Here is a 17,544-nt window from a genome sequence, read left to right as displayed (position 1 = left end):
AAACATCTGTCACCCTCGCGCGCTCTCGAGCATCACATAGTTGGAGAGCGAGGTGGAATGAGCGAACTGGCAAGACCGTTCCATTCGGGTGATGGCGTTGCGCGACCGCGCGTTGTGATCGTAGGCGCCGGCTTCGGTGGCCTCCGCGCCGCGCTGGCGCTTGGCCATCTTCCCGTGGACGTAACCGTTGTGGACCGCCGCAACCATCACACTTTCCAGCCTCTGCTCTACCAGGTCGCGCTCGCCGTGCTGTCACCGGCAGACATTGCCCAGCCCATCCGCACCATCCTGAGCCGCCAAACGAATACGGAAGTCCTGATGGACGAAGTTACCAGCATCGATGTTCAGGAGCGTACCGTCAGCCTCGCCTCCAGCGCCCAGCTTTCGTATGACTATCTCGTCATCGCCACAGGCGCCACACATTCTTACTTTGGAAAAAATGAGTGGGCGCCCTTCGCCCCCGGCCTCAAAAGCATTGAAGACGCCCTCGAGATCCGCCGCCGCGTCCTGCTCGCTTTCGAACTTGCCGAGCGGCAAATGCAGGAGCACGGCTGGCATCCGCCGCTCAACTTCGTCGTCATCGGCGGCGGTCCCACGGGGGTCGAACTTGCAGGCGCCATCAGCGATATCGCCAAGCTTTACATGCGCCATGATTTCCGCCACATCGACCCCTCCAAGGCACGCGTGCTCCTCATCGACAACGGGCCGCGTGTCCTCGCCGCGTATCCCGAGGACCTCTCCGCCAAGGCGGAGCGTACTCTTTTTCATCTTGGCGTCGAGGTCCACACCAAAAGCCATGTCAGCAACGTTGGACCCGGCTGGGTCGAAGCCAACGATCAACGGATCGAGGCCGCCGTCATCCTGTGGGCCGCCGGCGTTCAGGCCTCGCCTCTCGGGAAAATGATCGGCGCACCGACTGACAAGCGCGGCTGCGTCATCGTCGACAACAACCTCAACCCGCCCGGCCTTCCCGAGGTTTTCATCCTCGGCGACCTCGCCCATTTCGAGCAGGACGGCCACCAGGTCCCAGGCGTTGCGCAACCCGCCATGCAGATGGGCGACCATATCGGCAAGACGATCGAAGCCGATTTCGCACTGAAGCGCCGCCCCGCCTTCCGCTACTTCGATAAGGGCGACATGGCTACCATCGGCCGCATGGCCGCTGTCGCCAAGGTGGAGTGGCCGTTCAAAGCCCATCTCAGCGGCTTCGCGGCCTGGGTCACGTGGATCGCGGTGCACATCTTCTTCCTCATCGGTTTCCGCAACCGTATTTCCGTCTTCTCGCAATGGGTCTGGACTTACTTCACCTTCACCCGCGGCGCAAGACTCATCACCGGCGATCAGCGGCTGCCCGGGTGGCAAGATCAGGTAGAGGCGGGCCCGTCTCAGCAGGAAGACGCCCGCACCGCCGGGGTGCGGTAAAACAGCCGCTACTCGCCCCAAAGGTCGAGAGTGTTGACAGACTTTCCCTGGAGTTTCAGGTAATAGAAAAGCTGTGTTTCATGCCGCTCCAGGTGTTGAATCATCTGCAGCAGATGTTGCCCCAGCGGAAGCGGCTTGCCGGGCGCCCACGGGGCATCGACTTCCGCTTCCAATTTGTCTTCACCGGCCATCTCGATCGTCTGCAACGCCAGAGTTCTATCTTTGGCCAGCAGGCATTTTGCTTCGCCTACGCTCTCAATCGATGGCAGTTTCTCCGCTGGCGGAAACATCTGCTCAGGGGCAATCGTCTCCCAGGTGACTCCTGCCGGCAGGCCCGAATCTTCGGTGACAAATCCCCTGCAACCAGTTCCGCATGCCTCGCTAATATGGCGCAGCAGCTGACCGACTGTCATCCAGTTGCGGCCACTCGCGGGCTTCCAATCAAGACTCTCAGGGTCAACTTTCTCGAGCAGTTTAGAGGTTGTTGAATAAGCCGTTTCAACCTTCTTTTCCAAAAGTTGAGTCCAATTCATGACGGGATCTCCTTTGCGCCGTCCGACCCCGCCGGCGACCCAAGCCTACGCCCTAGCGATCTCGGCTGCAACAACGTCTATTGCCGCGGCAATCTCCGAAAACGCCGTGCCGACCGTCATCCGTTAAACTGAAAAGAGTCATGCTCGATCTGGGATTTGTCCGGGGCAACCTGGAAGCAGTTGAAGAGAAACTCCGTGCCCGCGGCGCCGACCCTGCCGCTCTTCTGGGCAATTTCCGGCAATTGGACCAGCGCCGCCGTGAAGCTATCACTGCGGCAGAGCAGCTCAAGGCCCGCCGCAACGAGCTAAGCCAGCAGGTTGCCACCCTCAAACGCGAAGGCAAAGACGCCACCGCCGTGATGGATGAGACCCGTGCTCTCAAAGAGAAGCTCGACGAACTCGACAAGTCCGCGACCGCGCTTGACGAACAGATGCGTCTCGCCCTCGCAAGCATTCCCAATCTTACCCGCGACGAAGTCCCCATCGGCAAATCCGAAGAGGACAACGTCACGGTGAAGACCTGGGGCGAGAAGCCGCACTTCGACTTCACCCCCAAACCGCACTGGGAACTCGGCGAACAGCTCGGCATTCTCGACCTCCAACGTGCCGCCAAACTCAGCGGCGCGCGCTTTGCCGTTTACATGGGTGCAGGAGCTCGCCTCGAACGTGCGCTTATCGGCTTCATGCTCGACACGCACACCCAGCAGCACGGGTACACCGAGGTGCTGCCGCCGTTCATGGTCAACTCGAAAAGTCTCTTCGGCACCGGCCAGCTTCCCAAGTTTGCCGAAGACCTCTTCCGCTGTTCCGACGCAGACGCGGAAGCCGTCGCGCGCGGCGAGTTCAGAGACAACGACCACTGGCTCATCCCCACCGCCGAGGTCCCCGTCACCAACCTCTACCGCGACGAAATTCTCGACGAAGCCCGCCTGCCCATCTGCCTCACCGCCTACACTCCCTGCTTCCGCGCCGAAGCCGGAGCCGCAGGCAAGGACACGCGCGGCATCATCCGCCAGCACCAGTTTCAAAAAGTCGAACTGGTCAAATTCACCCGCCCCGACCAATCCGACGCCGAGCACGAAAAGCTGACCCGCAACGCCGAAGAGATTCTCGAAGCCCTCAAGCTTCCGTACCGGCGTGTTCTTCTCTGCACCGCCGACACCGGATTTAGCTCCGCCAAGACCTTCGACCTCGAAGTCTGGCTCCCCGGTCAGCAGCTATACCGCGAAATCTCATCCTGCTCCAACTTTGAAGCCTTCCAGGCCCGCCGCGCCAACATCCGCTACCGCCGGGCGCCTTCGGAGGACAACGCTCAGGACGCGGCTCCAAGCCAAAAAGCCGATTACGTTCCGGTTCTTTCCAGCATCAAGATCGCGTTCTCCCAGAAAGCCAAGCCGGAATTCGTCCACACTCTCAACGGGAGCGGCCTCGCGGTTGGTCGCACGTGGCTCGCGATTCTTGAGAACTACCAGCAGGCCGATGGCTCCGTCATCGTTCCCGACGCCTTGCGCCCCTACATGGGCGGCCTTGAGCGTATTACCCGGCAGGTGCAGCCATGAACAAGTTCCTGAAGAACTACTTCTATTGGACCTATCCCCGCGGCAACGTCCATTACGACGTCATGGTGTCGTTGATCCTGCTCTTCATCTTCGTCACGCCCCACCTGTGGGACTACGGCGACAAGCCTTTGCGCGCAGCAGGCCCTTCGCATCCCATCCAGGTCACTGCCGATGGTGGACGCGGCATCATCGTGACGCTCGCCGCATCGGATGTGAGTATTCCTCCGTCCGCTTCCACGAATGACGTTCGAAAGATTCTGCGCAAGGCCATCGAGCCTGTCACCGGCGACGCCGTCTCGGTCATTCGCTGGGAAACTGCGCCCGACGCCCAGGGCAACACCGTTTGGAAGATTTGGGCCCGGCGCTAAGGCCCGCATAAAAACCCGGACGGTTCTCCCGCTCAGCGCATCGATCCGTCCAACAGGAAAAGGAAGTCTATGCAGCCTGGAAAGAAAACCCTGATCGCCGTATTGTTTGCGTTCTTTTGCGCCTCGACCGCTCCGAAGATCGCCGCGCAGGATTTGAAGACCGTATTAGCCAGACTCGATGCCACTGCTGCTAATTTCCGTTCCACGACCGCAAATTTCGAATTTGACAGTACGCAAACTGATCCGGTCCCCAACACTGACGTACAAAAGGGCGTCGTCTACTATGACCGCAAGAACGGCGCGATGCGCATGGGCATCCACATCAATGAAGACAACGGAAAGCCCGTCCCCAAAGTAATCGTAGTAGCTGGTGGTGAATTTCAGCTTTACGAAAAGCTAATTGACCAGGTCACGCGATCAAAAAAGGCCGGCAAATACGAAGGCTATTTGCAGCTTGGCTTCGGCGCGAGCGGCAAAGATCTGGAACAAAAGTTCAATGTGAAATACGGCGGCGAAGAGACCGTAAACGGCGTGAAGACGGACAAGCTTGAGCTCGTCGCGAGGGACCCCGATATCTTGAAGCTCTTTCCAAAGATTACGATTTGGATCGATCCTGCGCGCGGCATCAGTGTGAAGCAGTTCTTTGACGAAGGAGAGGGCCAATCGCGGACAGCAACCTACTCCAACATCAAGTTGAATCAATCCCTGCCTTCTGACGCGTTCACCTTCAAGACTGACCGCAAGACCCAGTACATGAACCGGTAGAGCGCCACCCCGCCCAGCACAAACAGCATCGGAAAGCACTCGATCGTATACCGCGCCTCGGGTGCTTCCACCGTCAGCAGCAGCGCGCTGCGCAGCACCATGTACGCCAGCATCCACGGCCACATCTTCGGGCGCATGCACAGTCCCGCAATCCCCAGCAGCAGGTAAAACGCATTCAATCCCGCATAGAACCAGCTGAAGCGCGTCTCCGCGTTGTGATGCTTGTAGATCCACCAGTCCAGATCGATGGGAAGGTTCTCAACGCGTGGGCGCAGCCACATGTCCAAAACACGCCCTAACGGCAGCAGCACATACGACCGCAAGGGATGCGCCGCATATCGTTCCTTTGCGAGCTTCGCGAATCGCGCATCGATCTCCGGCGTCAGGACCTCGCCATTGTTGTTGTAGTCAAGGGCCAGCGCCGCCGTCTCTGCGTACTGTTGCGGCGAATCGAATGCCCGCGCCGGCAGTTTGGAAACGTAGAGCGTATCTCCCGGCACATTCCAGTACACCTGGTAGGTCGAAACGAAATCCAGGCACCAGGTCTTCACCCAACTCACCCAGCCCGCCTGCGTCGCCTCTCCAGGATCGGTCGCGTAACGAGGAGCCAGCGGCTCGATCACGTGAAACGTGCTCCAATTGCGCCACGTCCAGGCCGCAAACGGCATCACGGCCAGCAGCACACAAACCGCAACCATCCGATTGACTCCGCCGCGCACCTGAACCCGATCTCTCTTGCGCACCAGGGCCAGCAGCAGTGCGGGCCCGAACGCCACCGCCACCAGCGCTCCATCCGGCCGGAGCAGCGCCGCATACGTCACCGCAAACGTAAATCCCAATGCCGCCGGCCATCCCGGCCTCTCCACAAATTTCGCTGCGCAACCCATCGCCAGCGCGATCAAAAACAGCGTGGGTGCCTCCGTCAGCGGACTCGCAGCATACACAGCTGTAAAGGGGCACAACGCCGCCAGCCACAGCGTGCAATGCGCCGCACCCACGCTCACCCGCGCCGGCGCCACCCGCCGCGCAAAATCCGCTAGCAGCAGGCAACCCGCCAGTTCCAGGACAATCTGGACCCACGCCGCCGCGGCATAGTTTTCCATTCCAAACAGCTTGAAACACACCGCCAGAAACAGCGGGTACCCCGGCAGCCGGATCAGCGTCGGATATGTCTCGCCCGTGCCCACCGTCAGCGCATAACGCCCCGAAAGCAGCAGATTCTTCGCGATCCCCCCGTAGATCAGCGCATCGCCAGTGACCTCATAGAACTGCTTGAGCATCCAAATACGCAGAAGCGCTCCAGCAAGAAGGGCAGGGGTTACCGACAGAGCAGACCGCATCCGGCTACCCATCGCGGCCGTCTGGTTCGATTGACTCAGGGGTCCAGCTTCCATACGATTCGTACTGTATACCTTAGAAACAACGATGCTCGATAAACAGATATTTTTTGATCCCCAGCGAACCCGATGGAAGCGCCTGCGCCGCATATTCGACATCACGGCGGTGGTATCCACGCTCGTGCTCGCCGGCTTTATCTTCAATGTGCTCCGGGGCCAGCCCCTGCCAGAGTTGCTGATACCAACGCAGAAACACACCTACAGGGCATTGCAGAACAGGGTGCCGCTGGCACGCGGCCAGAAGCCCATTCACCCCGCGCGCCGCAAAACGAATCGCAAACCTTCTGAAATCCCATTCAACGCCGACGAAGGCTTGCGCGCCGCTTATTACCTCCCCGACGACCCGGCAAGCTACGCTTCGCTTAAGGGACACATCCATCAGATCGATCTGCTGTTTCCGCAATGGCTTCACCTGGATGGGCCATCCACTGACCTGCATGGAACCAACCAGTACGGCCAGGAGTTCCCCATCTTCCAGGGCGGCATAGTTCACGACCCTGACGATCTCAACAAGGTCGAGCGCCTGATTCAAGGGGCTCACGAGGACACCGAGGTCTTTCCGCTTCTCACAAATTTCAATGCGCAAACCCAGAACTGGGATCCCGCAGTCGCCGCTATTCTGAACGATCCGTCAAAGCGCGCGGTCCTGCGACAGGAGCTGGACCGGCTTTTCGCCGCCTATCCCGCCTATCACGGTCTGTCTCTCGATTTCGAAACTGTCCCGGATGAAGCGCAGAAATCCTACGTGGCCTTTATCCATGACCTCTACTCTGACCTTCATGCGCGCAGCCTTCGGCTGTATGTCAACGTTGGCGTGTCAATGCCGGCCGACGAGCTGCATACCATCTCTCAGAACTCCGACGCCGTCATTTTGATGAACTACGACGAGCATGAAACTGAGAGCCAGCCAGGTCCCATCGCCAGCCAGGATTGGTTTATCGCCAATCTCAACCGAGCTCTCAAATCTGTGCCGCTCAACAAGCTCATCTGCGCCGTCGGCAATTATGGGTTCGATTGGGAGATGTCCATCCCCGACCCCAAGGCTCGCAACCCAAAGTTACGCAATCCCCGCGTCATCGACACTGAAGACGTTCCACATGTTGCCGACGTGTGGCAGCGTGCGAGCGACGCCGATGCGGACCTCGATCTCGACTACAACTCCCTTAACCCGCACTTTGAATACATCGACGAAGACACGCATACGCGCCACGTTGTCTGGTTCCTCGATGGCGTGACAATGCTTGATGAACTGCGCGCCGCGCGCGGACTGGGGATTCGGACGTTCGCACTGTGGAGGCTGGGCGGCGAAGACCGCAGCATGTGGAACATCTGGGATAAGCCCACGAATCCCGCTTCGCTTGATGCGCTTGGTTTGCTTCAGCCTGGGCACGACGTCGATGTGCAGGGCTCGGGCGATATTCTCCGCATCACCGGTCTGCCCAAGACCGGCAAACGCACCGTGACCGTGGATACCGATGAGCCCGACCCGCGCAAAAAACTCATCATCGACGAGCACATGGATATATTCCCGCACACGTACACCGTCGAATACTACGGCTACCATCCCAACGAGGTTGCCATCTCTTTTGACGATGGACCCGATCCCAAATGGACTCCCAAAATTCTCGACATCCTCAAAAAGAAGAACGTCAAGGCTGCCTTCATGATGATTGGCGCTGAGGCCCAGGAGAACATCGGCCTCATGCAGCGCGTCCAGCGCGAGGGCCACGAGATCGGCAACCACACCTACACGCACCCAGACATCAGTGAGAAATCCATCTCACCCAACCGCCTCGATCTCGAAGTGAAGCTCACGGAACGCCTCTTCGCCAGCAAACTCGGCGTCCAACCACTCTACTTCCGCCCACCCTACGACATCGACGAAGAGCCTGAAACCGACGATCAAGCCGAACCTGTCGTGCGCGTGCAGCAACTCGGCCTCACCGTGGTCGGCAACAAGATCGACACCAACGACTGGGATGAGCGCAATCCAAAGACTCCTGCCGAGATCACCGCGTTCGTGCTCGACCAGCTGAACACCATGAAAACGAAGCCGCAGTTTCGCGGCTCCATCATCCTCATGCACGACGGCGGCGGTGACCGTTCCGCGACCGTGGCTGCCTTGCCAGTCCTCATCGACACTTTGCGAGCCAAGGGATACACCATCGTCCCCGTTTCCGCGCTCATGGGCATGACGACCGCACAAGTAATGCCGCCGCTTACCTGGCGGCAATATGTCCGCGCCATTCCGGACTCCATCGCCTTCTCCGCGCTCTCCATCATCGGCCGCTTCATTGTCCTCGTCTTCTTCGTCGGCGATATCCTCATGAGCGCGCGTCTCATCATCGTCGGCATCTTCGCCGTCATCGATCGTCTCCTTGGACCGCGTCGGCAGGCGTCGCCCGGCTTCCATCCACGTGTCGCCGTATTCATCCCCGCCTACAACGAGGAGAAGGTCATCGTGCGCACCATCCGTTCGGTGCTCAACTCTGACTACACAAACCTGCACGTCATCGTCGTCGATGACGGCTCGACGGACCGCACCTTCGAAATTGCCCGCGAGGCCTATGCACAAGATATTGCCGCCGGGCGCGTGCAGGTCCTCACCAAGCCCAACGGCGGAAAAGCTGCAGCCCTGAACTTCGCGCTGGAAGGGATTGATGAAGACTTCTATGTCGGCATTGACGCCGACACCGTCATCGCCATGGACGCGATCTCAAAACTGATTCCCCATTTCGAAGATGAGCGCGTCGGCGCCGTCGCCGGCAACGCGAAGGTCGGCAACCGCGTCAACCTCTGGACGCGCTGGCAGGCACTCGAATACATCACCAGCCAGAACTTCGAACGTCGGGCCCTCGATCTCTTCAACGTCGTCACTGTCGTCCCCGGCGCCATTGGCGCATGGCGCACCGCTGGAGCAAGGGCCGCGGGCGGCTATCCCATCAACACCGTCGCCGAAGATGCCGACCTCACCATGAACCTGCTCGAACAGAAGTACAAGGTCGTCTACGAAGATCGCGCGCTCGCTTTCACCGAGGCGCCCATCGACGCACGCGGCCTGATGCGACAGCGCTTTCGCTGGTCCTTCGGCATTTTGCAGGCAGTATGGAAGCATCGCATGGCGTTCGTCCGCAACAAGGCCATGGGCCTCTTCGCGCTGCCCAACATCCTTATCTTCCAGATGTTTCTTCCCCTCGTCTCGCCTTTCATCGACTTGATGTTTCTCGCCGGGCTCGCGCACTATCTCGTCGATCGCCACTACCATCCCGAGGCCGCCTCTGCCGCCAGCCTTGAAAAACTGCTCGCCTACTTTGGCGCGTTTCTCCTGATCGACTTCATCACTTCGACCATCGCCTTCAGCCTCGAACGACGCCACCCCGCCAACAAGGGTGACGGCTGGCTGCTCTTCCACATCTGGCTGCAACGCTTCGCCTACCGCCAGGTCTTCTCCATCGTTCTCGCCAAAACCCTCAAGCGCGCCATTGACGGCAAGCCCTTCAACTGGGACAAGATCGAGCGCACCGCCAAGATGAGCAAACAGACCGAAGCCCTGACAACGTGAGTTCGTAGTTCATAGTTGATCGCTTCGTTTTCGTCTGCGTTGACTGCACTGCCGTGCAAAAAGACGAGCGTGGAATTGTGAACTGTGAACCAAGAACTATGAACTGCGATTGCGAAGCATGAGCTACTACAACGGTCCGCGCTCCGACCACTTCAACGGCAGGCAGTTCTTTCACGCAGGCCTACCCTCCACGGACAAGAGCATCTTCGATATCCTTCGCTGGAAGTTATTCGGAAAGCGGTCGCGGTGGCCCGCATTCATTCCCGCTCGCGCTGGATTGAAGCCGGATCCGCGTGTCGAAGGCCTGCGCATCACTGCCATCGGCCATGCCTCACTGCTGATCCAGGTCGCCGCACTCAACATCCTCGTCGATCCCGTCTGGTCCGATCGCACCAGCCCGTTTCGTTCCATCGGTCCACGGCGGCGCAATCCGCCGTCTATCGCTTTCGATGACCTGCCTCCCATCCACGCCGTCCTGGTCACCCACAACCACTACGACCATATGGACACCGACACCCTCGCGCGTCTCTGGAGAGCGCACAAACCAGCCGTCTTCTCGCCGCTCGGCAACGACGCGGTCATCCGCAAAGACGCGCCGGATATGCAGGCACGAACCGGCGACTGGTGGCATGCCTTTCAACTTTCCGATCAGATTCGCGCCACCATCGTCCCCGCATATCACTGGTCCGCGCGCAACCTCGGCGATCGCCGGCTCGCGCTCTGGGGTGGGTTCGTTCTCGAGACACCCGCCGGCATCGTCTACTGCGCCGGCGACACCGGCTATCAGGACGGAAAGATTTTCGCGGAAATTCGCAAGCGCTGCGGCGCATCCCGCGTCGCTATCTTACCCATCGGCGCCTACGAGCCTCGCTGGTTCATGAAGTCGCAGCACGCCGATCCCGCGCAGGCGGTCCAAATCGCCATCGACTGCGGCGCACAGCATCTACTCGGCGTCCATTGGGGAACCTTCCCGCTCACCGATGAGCCGTGGGACGAACCCGCCCAACTGCTGGAGAAAACCATGCGCGCGCGCTCAGCTAACCTGAGCGCGCAATCTCTCCTCCCCGGCGACATCTGGGAGCCCTGAACACACTCAAGTTGCCTTGCGCAAATCTCCCGCCAGCAACCGATGAAACAAATGCTCGCCGCCCTCGCGCCGCACCGACAACCGTCCCGCCCCATATGCCCGGGAATGCAATCCCCGCTGCACCGATTCGCAGATATCAACGTCCTCGTCCTGGATTCGATCGCTCACGGCGACGCTCTTCGCATTTCCCTCCCGCGCTGTATCGCTCACCTGCGCAAAGTAGAAATCGAATTGCACCAGGCACCGCTCCGTCGCGAGCGGAAGCACGAGGTTCGTGTCCATTACTCCTTGATAGATATTGATCATGAAATTCGGATACAGCCAGTAGTAGTAAGCCCGATCCCCCGTCCGCGTCGCCGCATACGATTCATGCTCCTGCGAACTCACCATCGGGCTCGACTGCAGCGAATATTGCGCGCTGTTCTCAATCGTGTATTCCTTGTAATCGAGCACGCTGTTCAACCCCTTGTGCAGATGCGGTACGTGATATCCCCCATCGAGATAGTTATCCACGTAGACCTTCCAGTTGCACGAAAGCATATACGTCTTCCGCGCAAAAAAGTGCAGGTTGCCAATGCCCAGCGGCGCCACCCGTTCCGGCAAATCTCCAAGCCACGCATTCAACTCCGGCGCATCCGCATCCAGCGTCACAAACACAAACTGCTCCCACGTCGCCGCGCGCACCGGAACCAGCCCGTTCGCCGCACGATCGAAATTGCACACCCCCGCAAACTCCGGCGTTCCCTTCAACGCCCCGTCCAGTCCATACGTCCAGCCATGATAGGGACAGCGCAGATGCTGCACCGTTCCGCACGGCACATTGGCTACGGCCGCCGCGTGATGCCGGCACACGTTGTAAAAAGCGCGTAGCACTCCATCCGTTCCCCTCACAATCACCAGCGGCTCACCTGCAATCTCAACGGTAAAAAACTGTCCCTTTTCCGCAACCTGGTCCAACCGTCCCACCGCGATCCAGTTGCACCCGAAGACATACTCACGCTCCGCCTGCTCAACGCGCGCATCCAGATACCACGATGCCGGAATCGTCGACGCCTCTTCGAGCGGCGCATGCGCGTTATACAAATCCAGCAATTCGGCGAGGGATCTGCTCATGCCATATTCCTTTCTGGATGATCGTTCGCCTGTCTTCGCTGGCCCGAGCGGTAAACTGCAATGCCGGCGGCAAGAAGGACAAGCGTCATGATCACCACTTTGAGAAATGTAGCCGTCGGATGCGCATCGTCCTCCGCCGGGAACAACGAAAGCACAATCGTGCAGGCCGTCGAGACCATGCCCAGGCACGCCAACGGGATAATTGTCCGGTGTCCACCCGTTAACCGGAACGCCCCCTCGGGCAGCGGCTGACCCTGCAGCCGGATCGCCGATGCAAACAGGAAAAGATACGGAATGAAGTACGTGATCACCGCCATGCTCACCAGCATGTCGTAGGCACCGTAAATGCTCGTGCCCGTCTGCCCAAGCAATCCAAAAAAAATCCCCGCTGCGCCGTACGAAATCAGCGCCACGTGCGGCGTCCTGAACCGCGGATGAATCCGTCCGAACGCCTCGGGCAAATAACGTTGCACCCCCGCCACAAACGGCAACCTTGCCGTCGACGAAAGATATGCGCTTGCCGCGCCAATATTACTCACCGCCACCAGCACCGCGATCGGTGCGACCACAACGCCCATCCCCAGCCGCCGCGCCAGAAAATCAACCGCCGTCATGAATCCGCCCAGTCCGCTGATACTACTCGAAGGCAGCGCCACCAGCATCGACGCGGTCCCCGCGATATACCCCAGCCCCAGAATCGCGCCTGCCCCAAAAAGCGCTCGCGGAATTACCCGCCGCGGCTCCTTGATTTCATCCCCCATGAACGATCCTGCCTCGCATCCGCCAAACGCAAAAAAGATTGTCGAAAGAAAAATCAGGTTCTTCATTCCCGGCCGCGGCACCATCGCGCTCAATGTGAAGTGCGTTGCCGCCCCAAAGCGCGCGAACGAAAAACAGCCCAGCCCAATCAGCACCGCCGCGGGAATCAGGCTCCCGATTGCGCCAAGATTGTTGAGCCACTTCCCCGTGCTCAGTCCCACCACGTTCAGCAGCGTAATCAGCGCCAGCATCACCACCGTAAAAACCAGAAAATATGCCTGCGACTCCGCCGGTCTCTGCGCCCCGGCTCCCACATACAAAAGGCTGCTTGCTGCAAAGAAGAGGACGGAGGGGAAATACGGCAGATTGCTCATCCAGTACGTCCACGCTGAGATGAAAGCGGAGAACGGTCCGAACGCCTCGCGCGTCCAGATGTACAGCCCACCCTCCGCAGGATAGCGTGACGACAGATCCAGCACACATGCCGCCAGCGGAACGAAAAATCCCACCAGCGCCGTCAGCCACACTGCAATCGCAGAAGGCCCGCTCGCCGCCGCCGTAGCGATCCATCTCAGGCTCAGTCCCGAAGCAACGTAAAACAGCAAAACGTCACGGAACCCGAGCGCCCGCTTCAGTTTTGCTGTAGCCAAGTGTGACCTCGCTTGTACGCCGGAGAAAACTTGTTCCCCAGAATAACCGCCGAGGCTCTCGTCTTCTAATTCGTAGAGGGTTCGCTGGCCCGCTGCGGAATCAGCACTGGAATCCCATCCTCAACGGGATAGGTGCGCGCACAGGCGGTGCACACCACGACTGCTTCCTCAAACCGCAGCGGCGCGTAGCACACCGGACATGCGAGATCATCGCTCCACTGCTCAAGATTGTCGAGATTTGTCTTCATCGTTTCGGCTGGCATCGGCGCGCACTAGTGAATCGTCGCATCGGAAGCATCATCTTCTCCATGCCCGGGCTTGCGGTGCGGCCTGCGCATGAATTCCTGCTCGATCCGTTCGTTGGTCCCCGCATGGGCAAACTCATACGCCACCCGAATGCCATTGAAGATTGCGCGGTCGTTCGACGACCCATGCCCGATCACGCAAACCCCGCGCACGCCCAGCAACTGGGCTCCGCCATACTCGCGATAATCCAGCCGCCGTCGAAAATCGTTAAACGCCTGCCGCGAAAGCAGCGCGCCCACCTTCGCCGTCACCGTCCGCGTCAGCGACTCGCGGAGAACATCGCGCACAAAGCGCCCCACTCCCTCGCTCGTCTTTAGCGCCACGTTGCCTACAAAACCGTCGCAGACAATCACGTCCGCCAGCCCGCTGAAAATATCGCGCCCTTCCACGTTCCCGATGAATTTAATCGGCAGCGCCTTCAGCAGTGGAAACGCCTCGCGCGTCAGATCGTTGCCCTTGCTCTCTTCCTCGCCAATCGAGAGCAGCCCCACGCGCGGGTGCGCAATTTTCAGCACGCTGCGGGCGTACATCTCGCCCATCACCGCAAATTGTTCCAGGTTGTGCGGCTTGCAATCCACGTTTGCGCCCACGTCGAGCAGCACGCACGCATTTCCAGTTGCGCTCGGCATCGGCGTAGCCAGCGCGGGACGATCCACGCCCGGCAGCGCTCCCAGCACCATTTTGGCCGTGGCCATCGCGGCGCCGGTATTGCCCGCGGTCACAAAGCCCTTGGCCTTGCCTTCGCGTACCAGCTTCAGCCCCACGCGCATTGAGCTGTCCCGCTTGGTGCGAACGGCATGCGCCGCCTTCTCCTCCATGCCGATCCTCTCCGAGGCATGGTGGATGACGATGGGCAGCTCCTCGTTTTCGAGGTGCTCGTCCAGCAGGTCACGAATCTCTGAAGATGGCCCTACAAGATGGACACGTACAGGAAGCTCACGGCAGGCAAGTATCGCGCCCTTGATTTCGGGCTCAGGCGCCTTGTCGGAACCGACTGCGTCAAGAACAATGTCGATGAGCATGCTCAAGTCACCGTAGACTCGGCTGATGATGCGTAAACGCTGGAAATGCTGACGGGGCCGTTCCCATGGGACGACCCCGCAGTCTCAAACACTTGCATCATTGCATATCCCGGCGTGTCCTGATCGGATTGCCGGTTTACTTTGCAGCTTCCTTGGTTTCGAGCACCGCGCGGCCTTTGTACTCTCCGCACTTGGCGCAGGCGTGATGAGGAAGCTTCTTCTCGTGGCAGTTCGGGCACTCCGACACACCAGTTGCGGTAAGGAAGTCGTGGGAGCGGCGAAGAGAGGTACGGCGCGTTGAGTGGCGCCTTTTCGGATTGGGCATGGTGCAATTCCTTTCGCGTTCCCACCCCTCCCGGACCGCACTGGTCCAGTTTGCCTCTCGGCAAGGGCGGAACACCTGAACATTAATGTTTTGAGGACTTTATCTGGCTGCGCAACCCTGAAAGCGCCTCCCAGCGGGGGTCACTCGGACCCTCATCGCAAGAGCAATCCTGGTTGTTGCGGTTCTCTCCGCAGCGCGGGCAAAGTCCTTTGCAGTCAGGCTTGCACAGCGTCCTGACCGGCAGGGACAAAAGCACCTGCTCGCGCAGCACATCCTCAAGCAAAAGACTGTCTCTCTGATAATAACCGATTTCCGTCTCGGGCGCCGTTATCGACCGCTCCGTAGGCTCAGAGTCGGCCACCACCGGCCTGAAGATCAGGTCAAACTCCGACCCCAGCGGAATCTCTACCGGCTCCACGCACCGCGCGCACGGCACCTCAAACCTGCCCGCAAACTTCCCCCGCAGCCGGATATCGGCAACAATATCTCTCGGTCCGCGGTGCTCATGCAGGACCTCCGCCAAGCCCGAAGTAGCCAGATTTCCCATCTGCGTGGCTTCGTCGCCCAGATCCACCTGGCCAGGCGGCAGCGCCAGATCAAACTCGATCGGCTCCCGTTCCAGCTCAACAACTTTGAATTCCATAGATTTCAGCCTAAGGCGCACCGCCGTGCGCGTCAATGCGCGGTCTGATTCCACGTACAGGCGGTGACTAGTGCTCAAGCGCGCTGTAAAGTCGCGCGCGAATCTCCTGAATCTGCTGCGCATGCCGCGCCGGGTGCGCCGCAATCATGATCAGCGTCTCCGCGCATGTCACCGGCCCCACGATCAGTGGATGGTCCGTCAACATGCAGCGCGGATCGCCGGCGCAATTCTCCACCCAGCTTTTCACCTCTTCCCGGATCGCATCGAACGCGGCAACCGCCTCGCCCAAAGTCGCGAAGTGTCCATGTGGATGCGCCTGCTCCGGTGCCTCGATCCGCCTGCTCCGATCCGCGGCAAGCATCGCGATCTTGCCTTCCCGCCGCGATTTCTCGAAAGGCTGGTCGACATGCTCAGCCGCCTGCAACCGCGTCAGCAAGTATCTCTCCGTAATCACCATGTGCTCCACGCAATCCAGAATCGACCACGACTCGCGCGAAGGTTTGTGTGCAGCCATCGCATCATCGATACCCGCGACCGCCTTACTCAGCGCATCGCGGCCGGCCTGCAATTGCCGCAGCACTTCGACTTTTTCTGCTTTCTCCATCCTGACCAAACCTTTATGCCGAAACAGCTATTCTGGTTCCGGCCCACCATCTGAGTCAAATGCGAGGGCAAACCATGCAGATCCGCGATGCCGTCGAGGCCGACCTTGAAGAGATCACCGCAATCTACAACGACGTACTCACCAACTCAACAGCCATCTACAACGACCAGCCCGCCAGCGTTGCCGATCGCATTGCCTGGTGGCGCACGCGCCTTGAGCAGCACTACCCCGTCCTCGTCGCGACCGACGGCGAACGCATCTGCGGCTTCGCGAGCTATGGCGACTTCCGCTCCTGGCCCGGCTATCGCACCACGGTCGAAGGCACCGTGCACATTGCCTCAGACCTGCGCGGCCAGGGCGTGGGTTCGCTTCTGCTCAAGGCCCTCATTGTCCAGGCTCGGCAAGCCGGCAAGCACTCCATGATCGCCGGCGTGGATTCAGAAAACACCGCATCCCTCCGCTTCCTCGAGCGCTTCGGCTTCGAGCGCGCGGGCCACCTTCGCGAAGTCGGCTACAAATTCGACCGCTTCCTTGACCTGGTTTTCCTGCAATACTGGATCACGCCGCCCGCCGGTGGCGAATAAAACCGGTGCTGTCAAAAAATGCGCAACCATTCGATGGAGTGACAACCATGCTCTCGATGATTGAAGAACTGATGCGCCACAAGAGTTGGGCCAACACCAGCCTGTTGCGCGCCATCGCGCAACATCCCGCCGCCGCTGAGGACGAAGAATTGCGCAAGATGCTTCACCACATCCTCGTCTCCAACCGCTTCTGGCTATTCGCCATCCTCGGGCTTCCATTCGATCGCGCATGCGAAATGCAAGTCCCCGCAAGTCTCTCCATCATCAGCGATCAATTCGGTGAGACCGAACGCCTTGAATCCGAGTGGCTCGCCCATGCGAGCGAATCGGAACTCGAACGCACGTTGCAGACCCGTTCCTCTCGACTTGGAATCGATGTTTCGGTGCGGCAGGCGATTCTGCAGATCTGCCTTCACACCCAGGGGCATCGCGCCCAAAGCGCAACGCGATTGCGAGCGCTCGGCGGAACACCGCCTGGCACGGATTACGTTTTGTGGGTCAAAGATCAATCGATCCAGCGTTAGGCAATATCCTCAGCTAAAGCACTGGTAATGCTTGACTTATATGCAAGAATCTGATATAATATTAAAGTGCTTCTAAGCACGGAACCTAACCGTGTGACTGCCAAAAGGAGAACTCCATGATCACCCACGAAACGGCCATCAGCCGCTTATTCCAGCTGTTTGCGCAGAAAAGCAGCGAAGAGAGCATTCTTGCGCAGGTGTCTCTATTTGCCGATCCCTTTATCTCTGCCGATACCCATGGAACTCGCTGCGTCCGCCTCGACGACTTCGCGGCCGCATTGCCAAAGCGAAAGATGCTCTTCGATCGACTCGGTGGCAAGC

General features: G+C 59.6%; 18 protein-coding genes. 9 read left to right on the top strand and 9 right to left on the bottom strand.

What is annotated here, in order from left to right:
* Positions 1 to 57: 57 nt before the first annotated feature.
* Positions 58 to 1,422, top strand: a complete 1,365-nt coding sequence (locus tag WCA10_RS23230) for an NAD(P)/FAD-dependent oxidoreductase (protein ID WP_472824920.1) — start codon at positions 58 to 60, stop codon at positions 1,420 to 1,422.
* A gap of 8 nt (positions 1,423 to 1,430) precedes the next feature.
* On the opposite strand, the gene WCA10_RS23225 is transcribed toward WCA10_RS23230, so the two are convergent.
* Positions 1,431 to 1,955 carry a DinB family protein gene (locus WCA10_RS23225; RefSeq protein WP_472824919.1) on the bottom strand — a complete coding sequence of 175 codons (525 nt, stop codon included), beginning with the start codon at positions 1,953 to 1,955 and terminating at the stop codon, positions 1,431 to 1,433.
* A gap of 140 nt (positions 1,956 to 2,095) precedes the next feature.
* Here WCA10_RS23225 and serS point away from each other — a divergent pair, with 140 nt between their 5' ends.
* From serS to WCA10_RS23210, 3 genes are all read left to right on the top strand, one after another.
* Positions 2,096 to 3,514, top strand: coding sequence for a serine--tRNA ligase (serS, locus tag WCA10_RS23220; RefSeq protein ID WP_472824918.1), 1,419 nt, complete (start codon positions 2,096 to 2,098; stop codon positions 3,512 to 3,514).
* The gene (locus WCA10_RS23215; protein ID WP_472824917.1) at positions 3,511 to 3,882 is read left to right on the top strand and encodes a hypothetical protein; all 372 of its coding nucleotides are present in this window, start codon (positions 3,511 to 3,513) and stop codon (positions 3,880 to 3,882) included. The genes serS and WCA10_RS23215 overlap by 4 nt, the downstream gene beginning before the upstream one ends.
* A 69-nt stretch (positions 3,883 to 3,951) precedes the next feature.
* Complete coding sequence (locus tag WCA10_RS23210) at positions 3,952 to 4,647, top strand: LolA family protein (protein ID WP_472824916.1); 696 nt, start codon at positions 3,952 to 3,954, stop codon at positions 4,645 to 4,647.
* On the opposite strand, the gene WCA10_RS23205 is transcribed toward WCA10_RS23210, so the two are convergent.
* Positions 4,581 to 6,041 (bottom strand): ArnT family glycosyltransferase, encoded by a 1,461-nt coding sequence (locus tag WCA10_RS23205; protein ID WP_472824915.1) that lies wholly within the window; start codon positions 6,039 to 6,041, stop codon positions 4,581 to 4,583. The genes WCA10_RS23210 and WCA10_RS23205 overlap by 67 nt on opposite strands.
* A gap of 31 nt (positions 6,042 to 6,072) precedes the next feature.
* Here WCA10_RS23205 and WCA10_RS23200 point away from each other — a divergent pair, with 31 nt between their 5' ends.
* Together WCA10_RS23200 and WCA10_RS23195 are read left to right on the top strand one after the other, a co-directional pair.
* Positions 6,073 to 9,606 (top strand): glycosyltransferase, encoded by a 3,534-nt coding sequence (locus tag WCA10_RS23200; RefSeq protein ID WP_472824914.1) that lies wholly within the window; start codon positions 6,073 to 6,075, stop codon positions 9,604 to 9,606.
* A 118-nt stretch (positions 9,607 to 9,724) separates the two neighbouring features.
* Positions 9,725 to 10,693 carry an MBL fold metallo-hydrolase gene (locus WCA10_RS23195; RefSeq protein WP_472824913.1) on the top strand — a complete coding sequence of 323 codons (969 nt, stop codon included), beginning with the start codon at positions 9,725 to 9,727 and terminating at the stop codon, positions 10,691 to 10,693.
* A 6-nt stretch (positions 10,694 to 10,699) separates the two neighbouring features.
* Here WCA10_RS23195 and WCA10_RS23190 read toward each other — a convergent pair whose 3' ends face one another.
* From WCA10_RS23190 to WCA10_RS23160, 7 genes are all read right to left on the bottom strand, one after another.
* The gene (locus WCA10_RS23190) at positions 10,700 to 11,806 is read right to left on the bottom strand and encodes an aromatic ring-hydroxylating oxygenase subunit alpha (protein WP_472824912.1); all 1,107 of its coding nucleotides are present in this window, start codon (positions 11,804 to 11,806) and stop codon (positions 10,700 to 10,702) included.
* Positions 11,803 to 13,215: an APC family permease gene (locus WCA10_RS23185; protein WP_472824911.1), complete on the bottom strand. Its 1,413-nt coding sequence runs from the start codon at positions 13,213 to 13,215 to the stop codon at positions 11,803 to 11,805. The genes WCA10_RS23190 and WCA10_RS23185 overlap by 4 nt, the downstream gene beginning before the upstream one ends.
* A 65-nt stretch (positions 13,216 to 13,280) precedes the next feature.
* Positions 13,281 to 13,463 (bottom strand): Trm112 family protein, encoded by a 183-nt coding sequence (locus WCA10_RS23180; RefSeq protein WP_472824910.1) that lies wholly within the window; start codon positions 13,461 to 13,463, stop codon positions 13,281 to 13,283.
* 24 nt (positions 13,464 to 13,487) lie between these two features.
* The gene (plsX, locus tag WCA10_RS23175) at positions 13,488 to 14,543 is read right to left on the bottom strand and encodes a phosphate acyltransferase PlsX (protein WP_472824909.1); all 1,056 of its coding nucleotides are present in this window, start codon (positions 14,541 to 14,543) and stop codon (positions 13,488 to 13,490) included.
* 136 nt (positions 14,544 to 14,679) lie between these two features.
* A complete protein-coding gene (gene rpmF, locus WCA10_RS23170) occupies positions 14,680 to 14,868 on the bottom strand; it encodes a 50S ribosomal protein L32 (RefSeq protein WP_472824908.1) in 189 nt (62 codons plus the stop codon).
* Between the two features lie 82 nt (positions 14,869 to 14,950).
* Positions 14,951 to 15,511, bottom strand: a complete 561-nt coding sequence (locus WCA10_RS23165) for a YceD family protein (RefSeq protein ID WP_472824907.1) — start codon at positions 15,509 to 15,511, stop codon at positions 14,951 to 14,953.
* Positions 15,512 to 15,578: 67 nt separating this feature from the next.
* Complete coding sequence (locus WCA10_RS23160) at positions 15,579 to 16,115, bottom strand: DinB family protein (protein WP_472824906.1); 537 nt, start codon at positions 16,113 to 16,115, stop codon at positions 15,579 to 15,581.
* 74 nt (positions 16,116 to 16,189) lie between these two features.
* Here WCA10_RS23160 and WCA10_RS23155 point away from each other — a divergent pair, with 74 nt between their 5' ends.
* The 3 genes from WCA10_RS23155 to WCA10_RS23145 all read left to right on the top strand — a co-directional run.
* Positions 16,190 to 16,699 carry a GNAT family N-acetyltransferase gene (locus tag WCA10_RS23155; protein WP_472824905.1) on the top strand — a complete coding sequence of 170 codons (510 nt, stop codon included), beginning with the start codon at positions 16,190 to 16,192 and terminating at the stop codon, positions 16,697 to 16,699.
* 47 nt (positions 16,700 to 16,746) lie between these two features.
* Positions 16,747 to 17,223, top strand: coding sequence for a DinB family protein (locus WCA10_RS23150; RefSeq protein WP_472824904.1), 477 nt, complete (start codon positions 16,747 to 16,749; stop codon positions 17,221 to 17,223).
* A gap of 116 nt (positions 17,224 to 17,339) precedes the next feature.
* Positions 17,340 to 17,544: hypothetical protein (locus tag WCA10_RS23145; RefSeq protein WP_472824903.1), on the top strand; the 205-nt coding region annotated here is incomplete at its 3' end.

It is taken from the genome of Occallatibacter sp. (assembly GCF_049582745.1).
Taxonomy (GTDB): Bacteria; Acidobacteriota; Terriglobia; order Terriglobales; family Acidobacteriaceae; genus Telmatobacter.
Note: the sequence above shows the minus strand (reverse complement) of the source record. Positions and strands in the feature narration are given on the sequence as shown.

What these genes read in the sequence shown, in the direction of transcription:
- WCA10_RS23230 (WP_472824920.1), top strand. Translation starts at nt 58, where the DNA reads ATGAGCGAACTGGCAAGACCGTTCCATTCGGGTGATGGCGTTGCGCGA.
- WCA10_RS23225 (WP_472824919.1), bottom strand. Translation starts at nt 1,955, where the DNA reads ATGAATTGGACTCAACTTTTGGAAAAGAAGGTTGAAACGGCTTATTCA.
- serS (WP_472824918.1), top strand. Translation starts at nt 2,096, where the DNA reads ATGCTCGATCTGGGATTTGTCCGGGGCAACCTGGAAGCAGTTGAAGAG.
- WCA10_RS23215 (WP_472824917.1), top strand. Translation starts at nt 3,511, where the DNA reads ATGAACAAGTTCCTGAAGAACTACTTCTATTGGACCTATCCCCGCGGC.
- WCA10_RS23210 (WP_472824916.1), top strand. Translation starts at nt 3,952, where the DNA reads ATGCAGCCTGGAAAGAAAACCCTGATCGCCGTATTGTTTGCGTTCTTT.
- WCA10_RS23205 (WP_472824915.1), bottom strand. Translation starts at nt 6,041, where the DNA reads ATGGAAGCTGGACCCCTGAGTCAATCGAACCAGACGGCCGCGATGGGT.
- WCA10_RS23200 (WP_472824914.1), top strand. Translation starts at nt 6,073, where the DNA reads ATGCTCGATAAACAGATATTTTTTGATCCCCAGCGAACCCGATGGAAG.
- WCA10_RS23195 (WP_472824913.1), top strand. Translation starts at nt 9,725, where the DNA reads ATGAGCTACTACAACGGTCCGCGCTCCGACCACTTCAACGGCAGGCAG.
- WCA10_RS23190 (WP_472824912.1), bottom strand. Translation starts at nt 11,806, where the DNA reads ATGAGCAGATCCCTCGCCGAATTGCTGGATTTGTATAACGCGCATGCG.
- WCA10_RS23180 (WP_472824910.1), bottom strand. Translation starts at nt 13,463, where the DNA reads ATGAAGACAAATCTCGACAATCTTGAGCAGTGGAGCGATGATCTCGCA.
- plsX (WP_472824909.1), bottom strand. Translation starts at nt 14,543, where the DNA reads ATGCTCATCGACATTGTTCTTGACGCAGTCGGTTCCGACAAGGCGCCT.
- rpmF (WP_472824908.1), bottom strand. Translation starts at nt 14,868, where the DNA reads ATGCCCAATCCGAAAAGGCGCCACTCAACGCGCCGTACCTCTCTTCGC.
- WCA10_RS23165 (WP_472824907.1), bottom strand. Translation starts at nt 15,511, where the DNA reads ATGGAATTCAAAGTTGTTGAGCTGGAACGGGAGCCGATCGAGTTTGAT.
- WCA10_RS23160 (WP_472824906.1), bottom strand. Translation starts at nt 16,115, where the DNA reads ATGGAGAAAGCAGAAAAAGTCGAAGTGCTGCGGCAATTGCAGGCCGGC.
- WCA10_RS23155 (WP_472824905.1), top strand. Translation starts at nt 16,190, where the DNA reads ATGCAGATCCGCGATGCCGTCGAGGCCGACCTTGAAGAGATCACCGCA.
- WCA10_RS23150 (WP_472824904.1), top strand. Translation starts at nt 16,747, where the DNA reads ATGCTCTCGATGATTGAAGAACTGATGCGCCACAAGAGTTGGGCCAAC.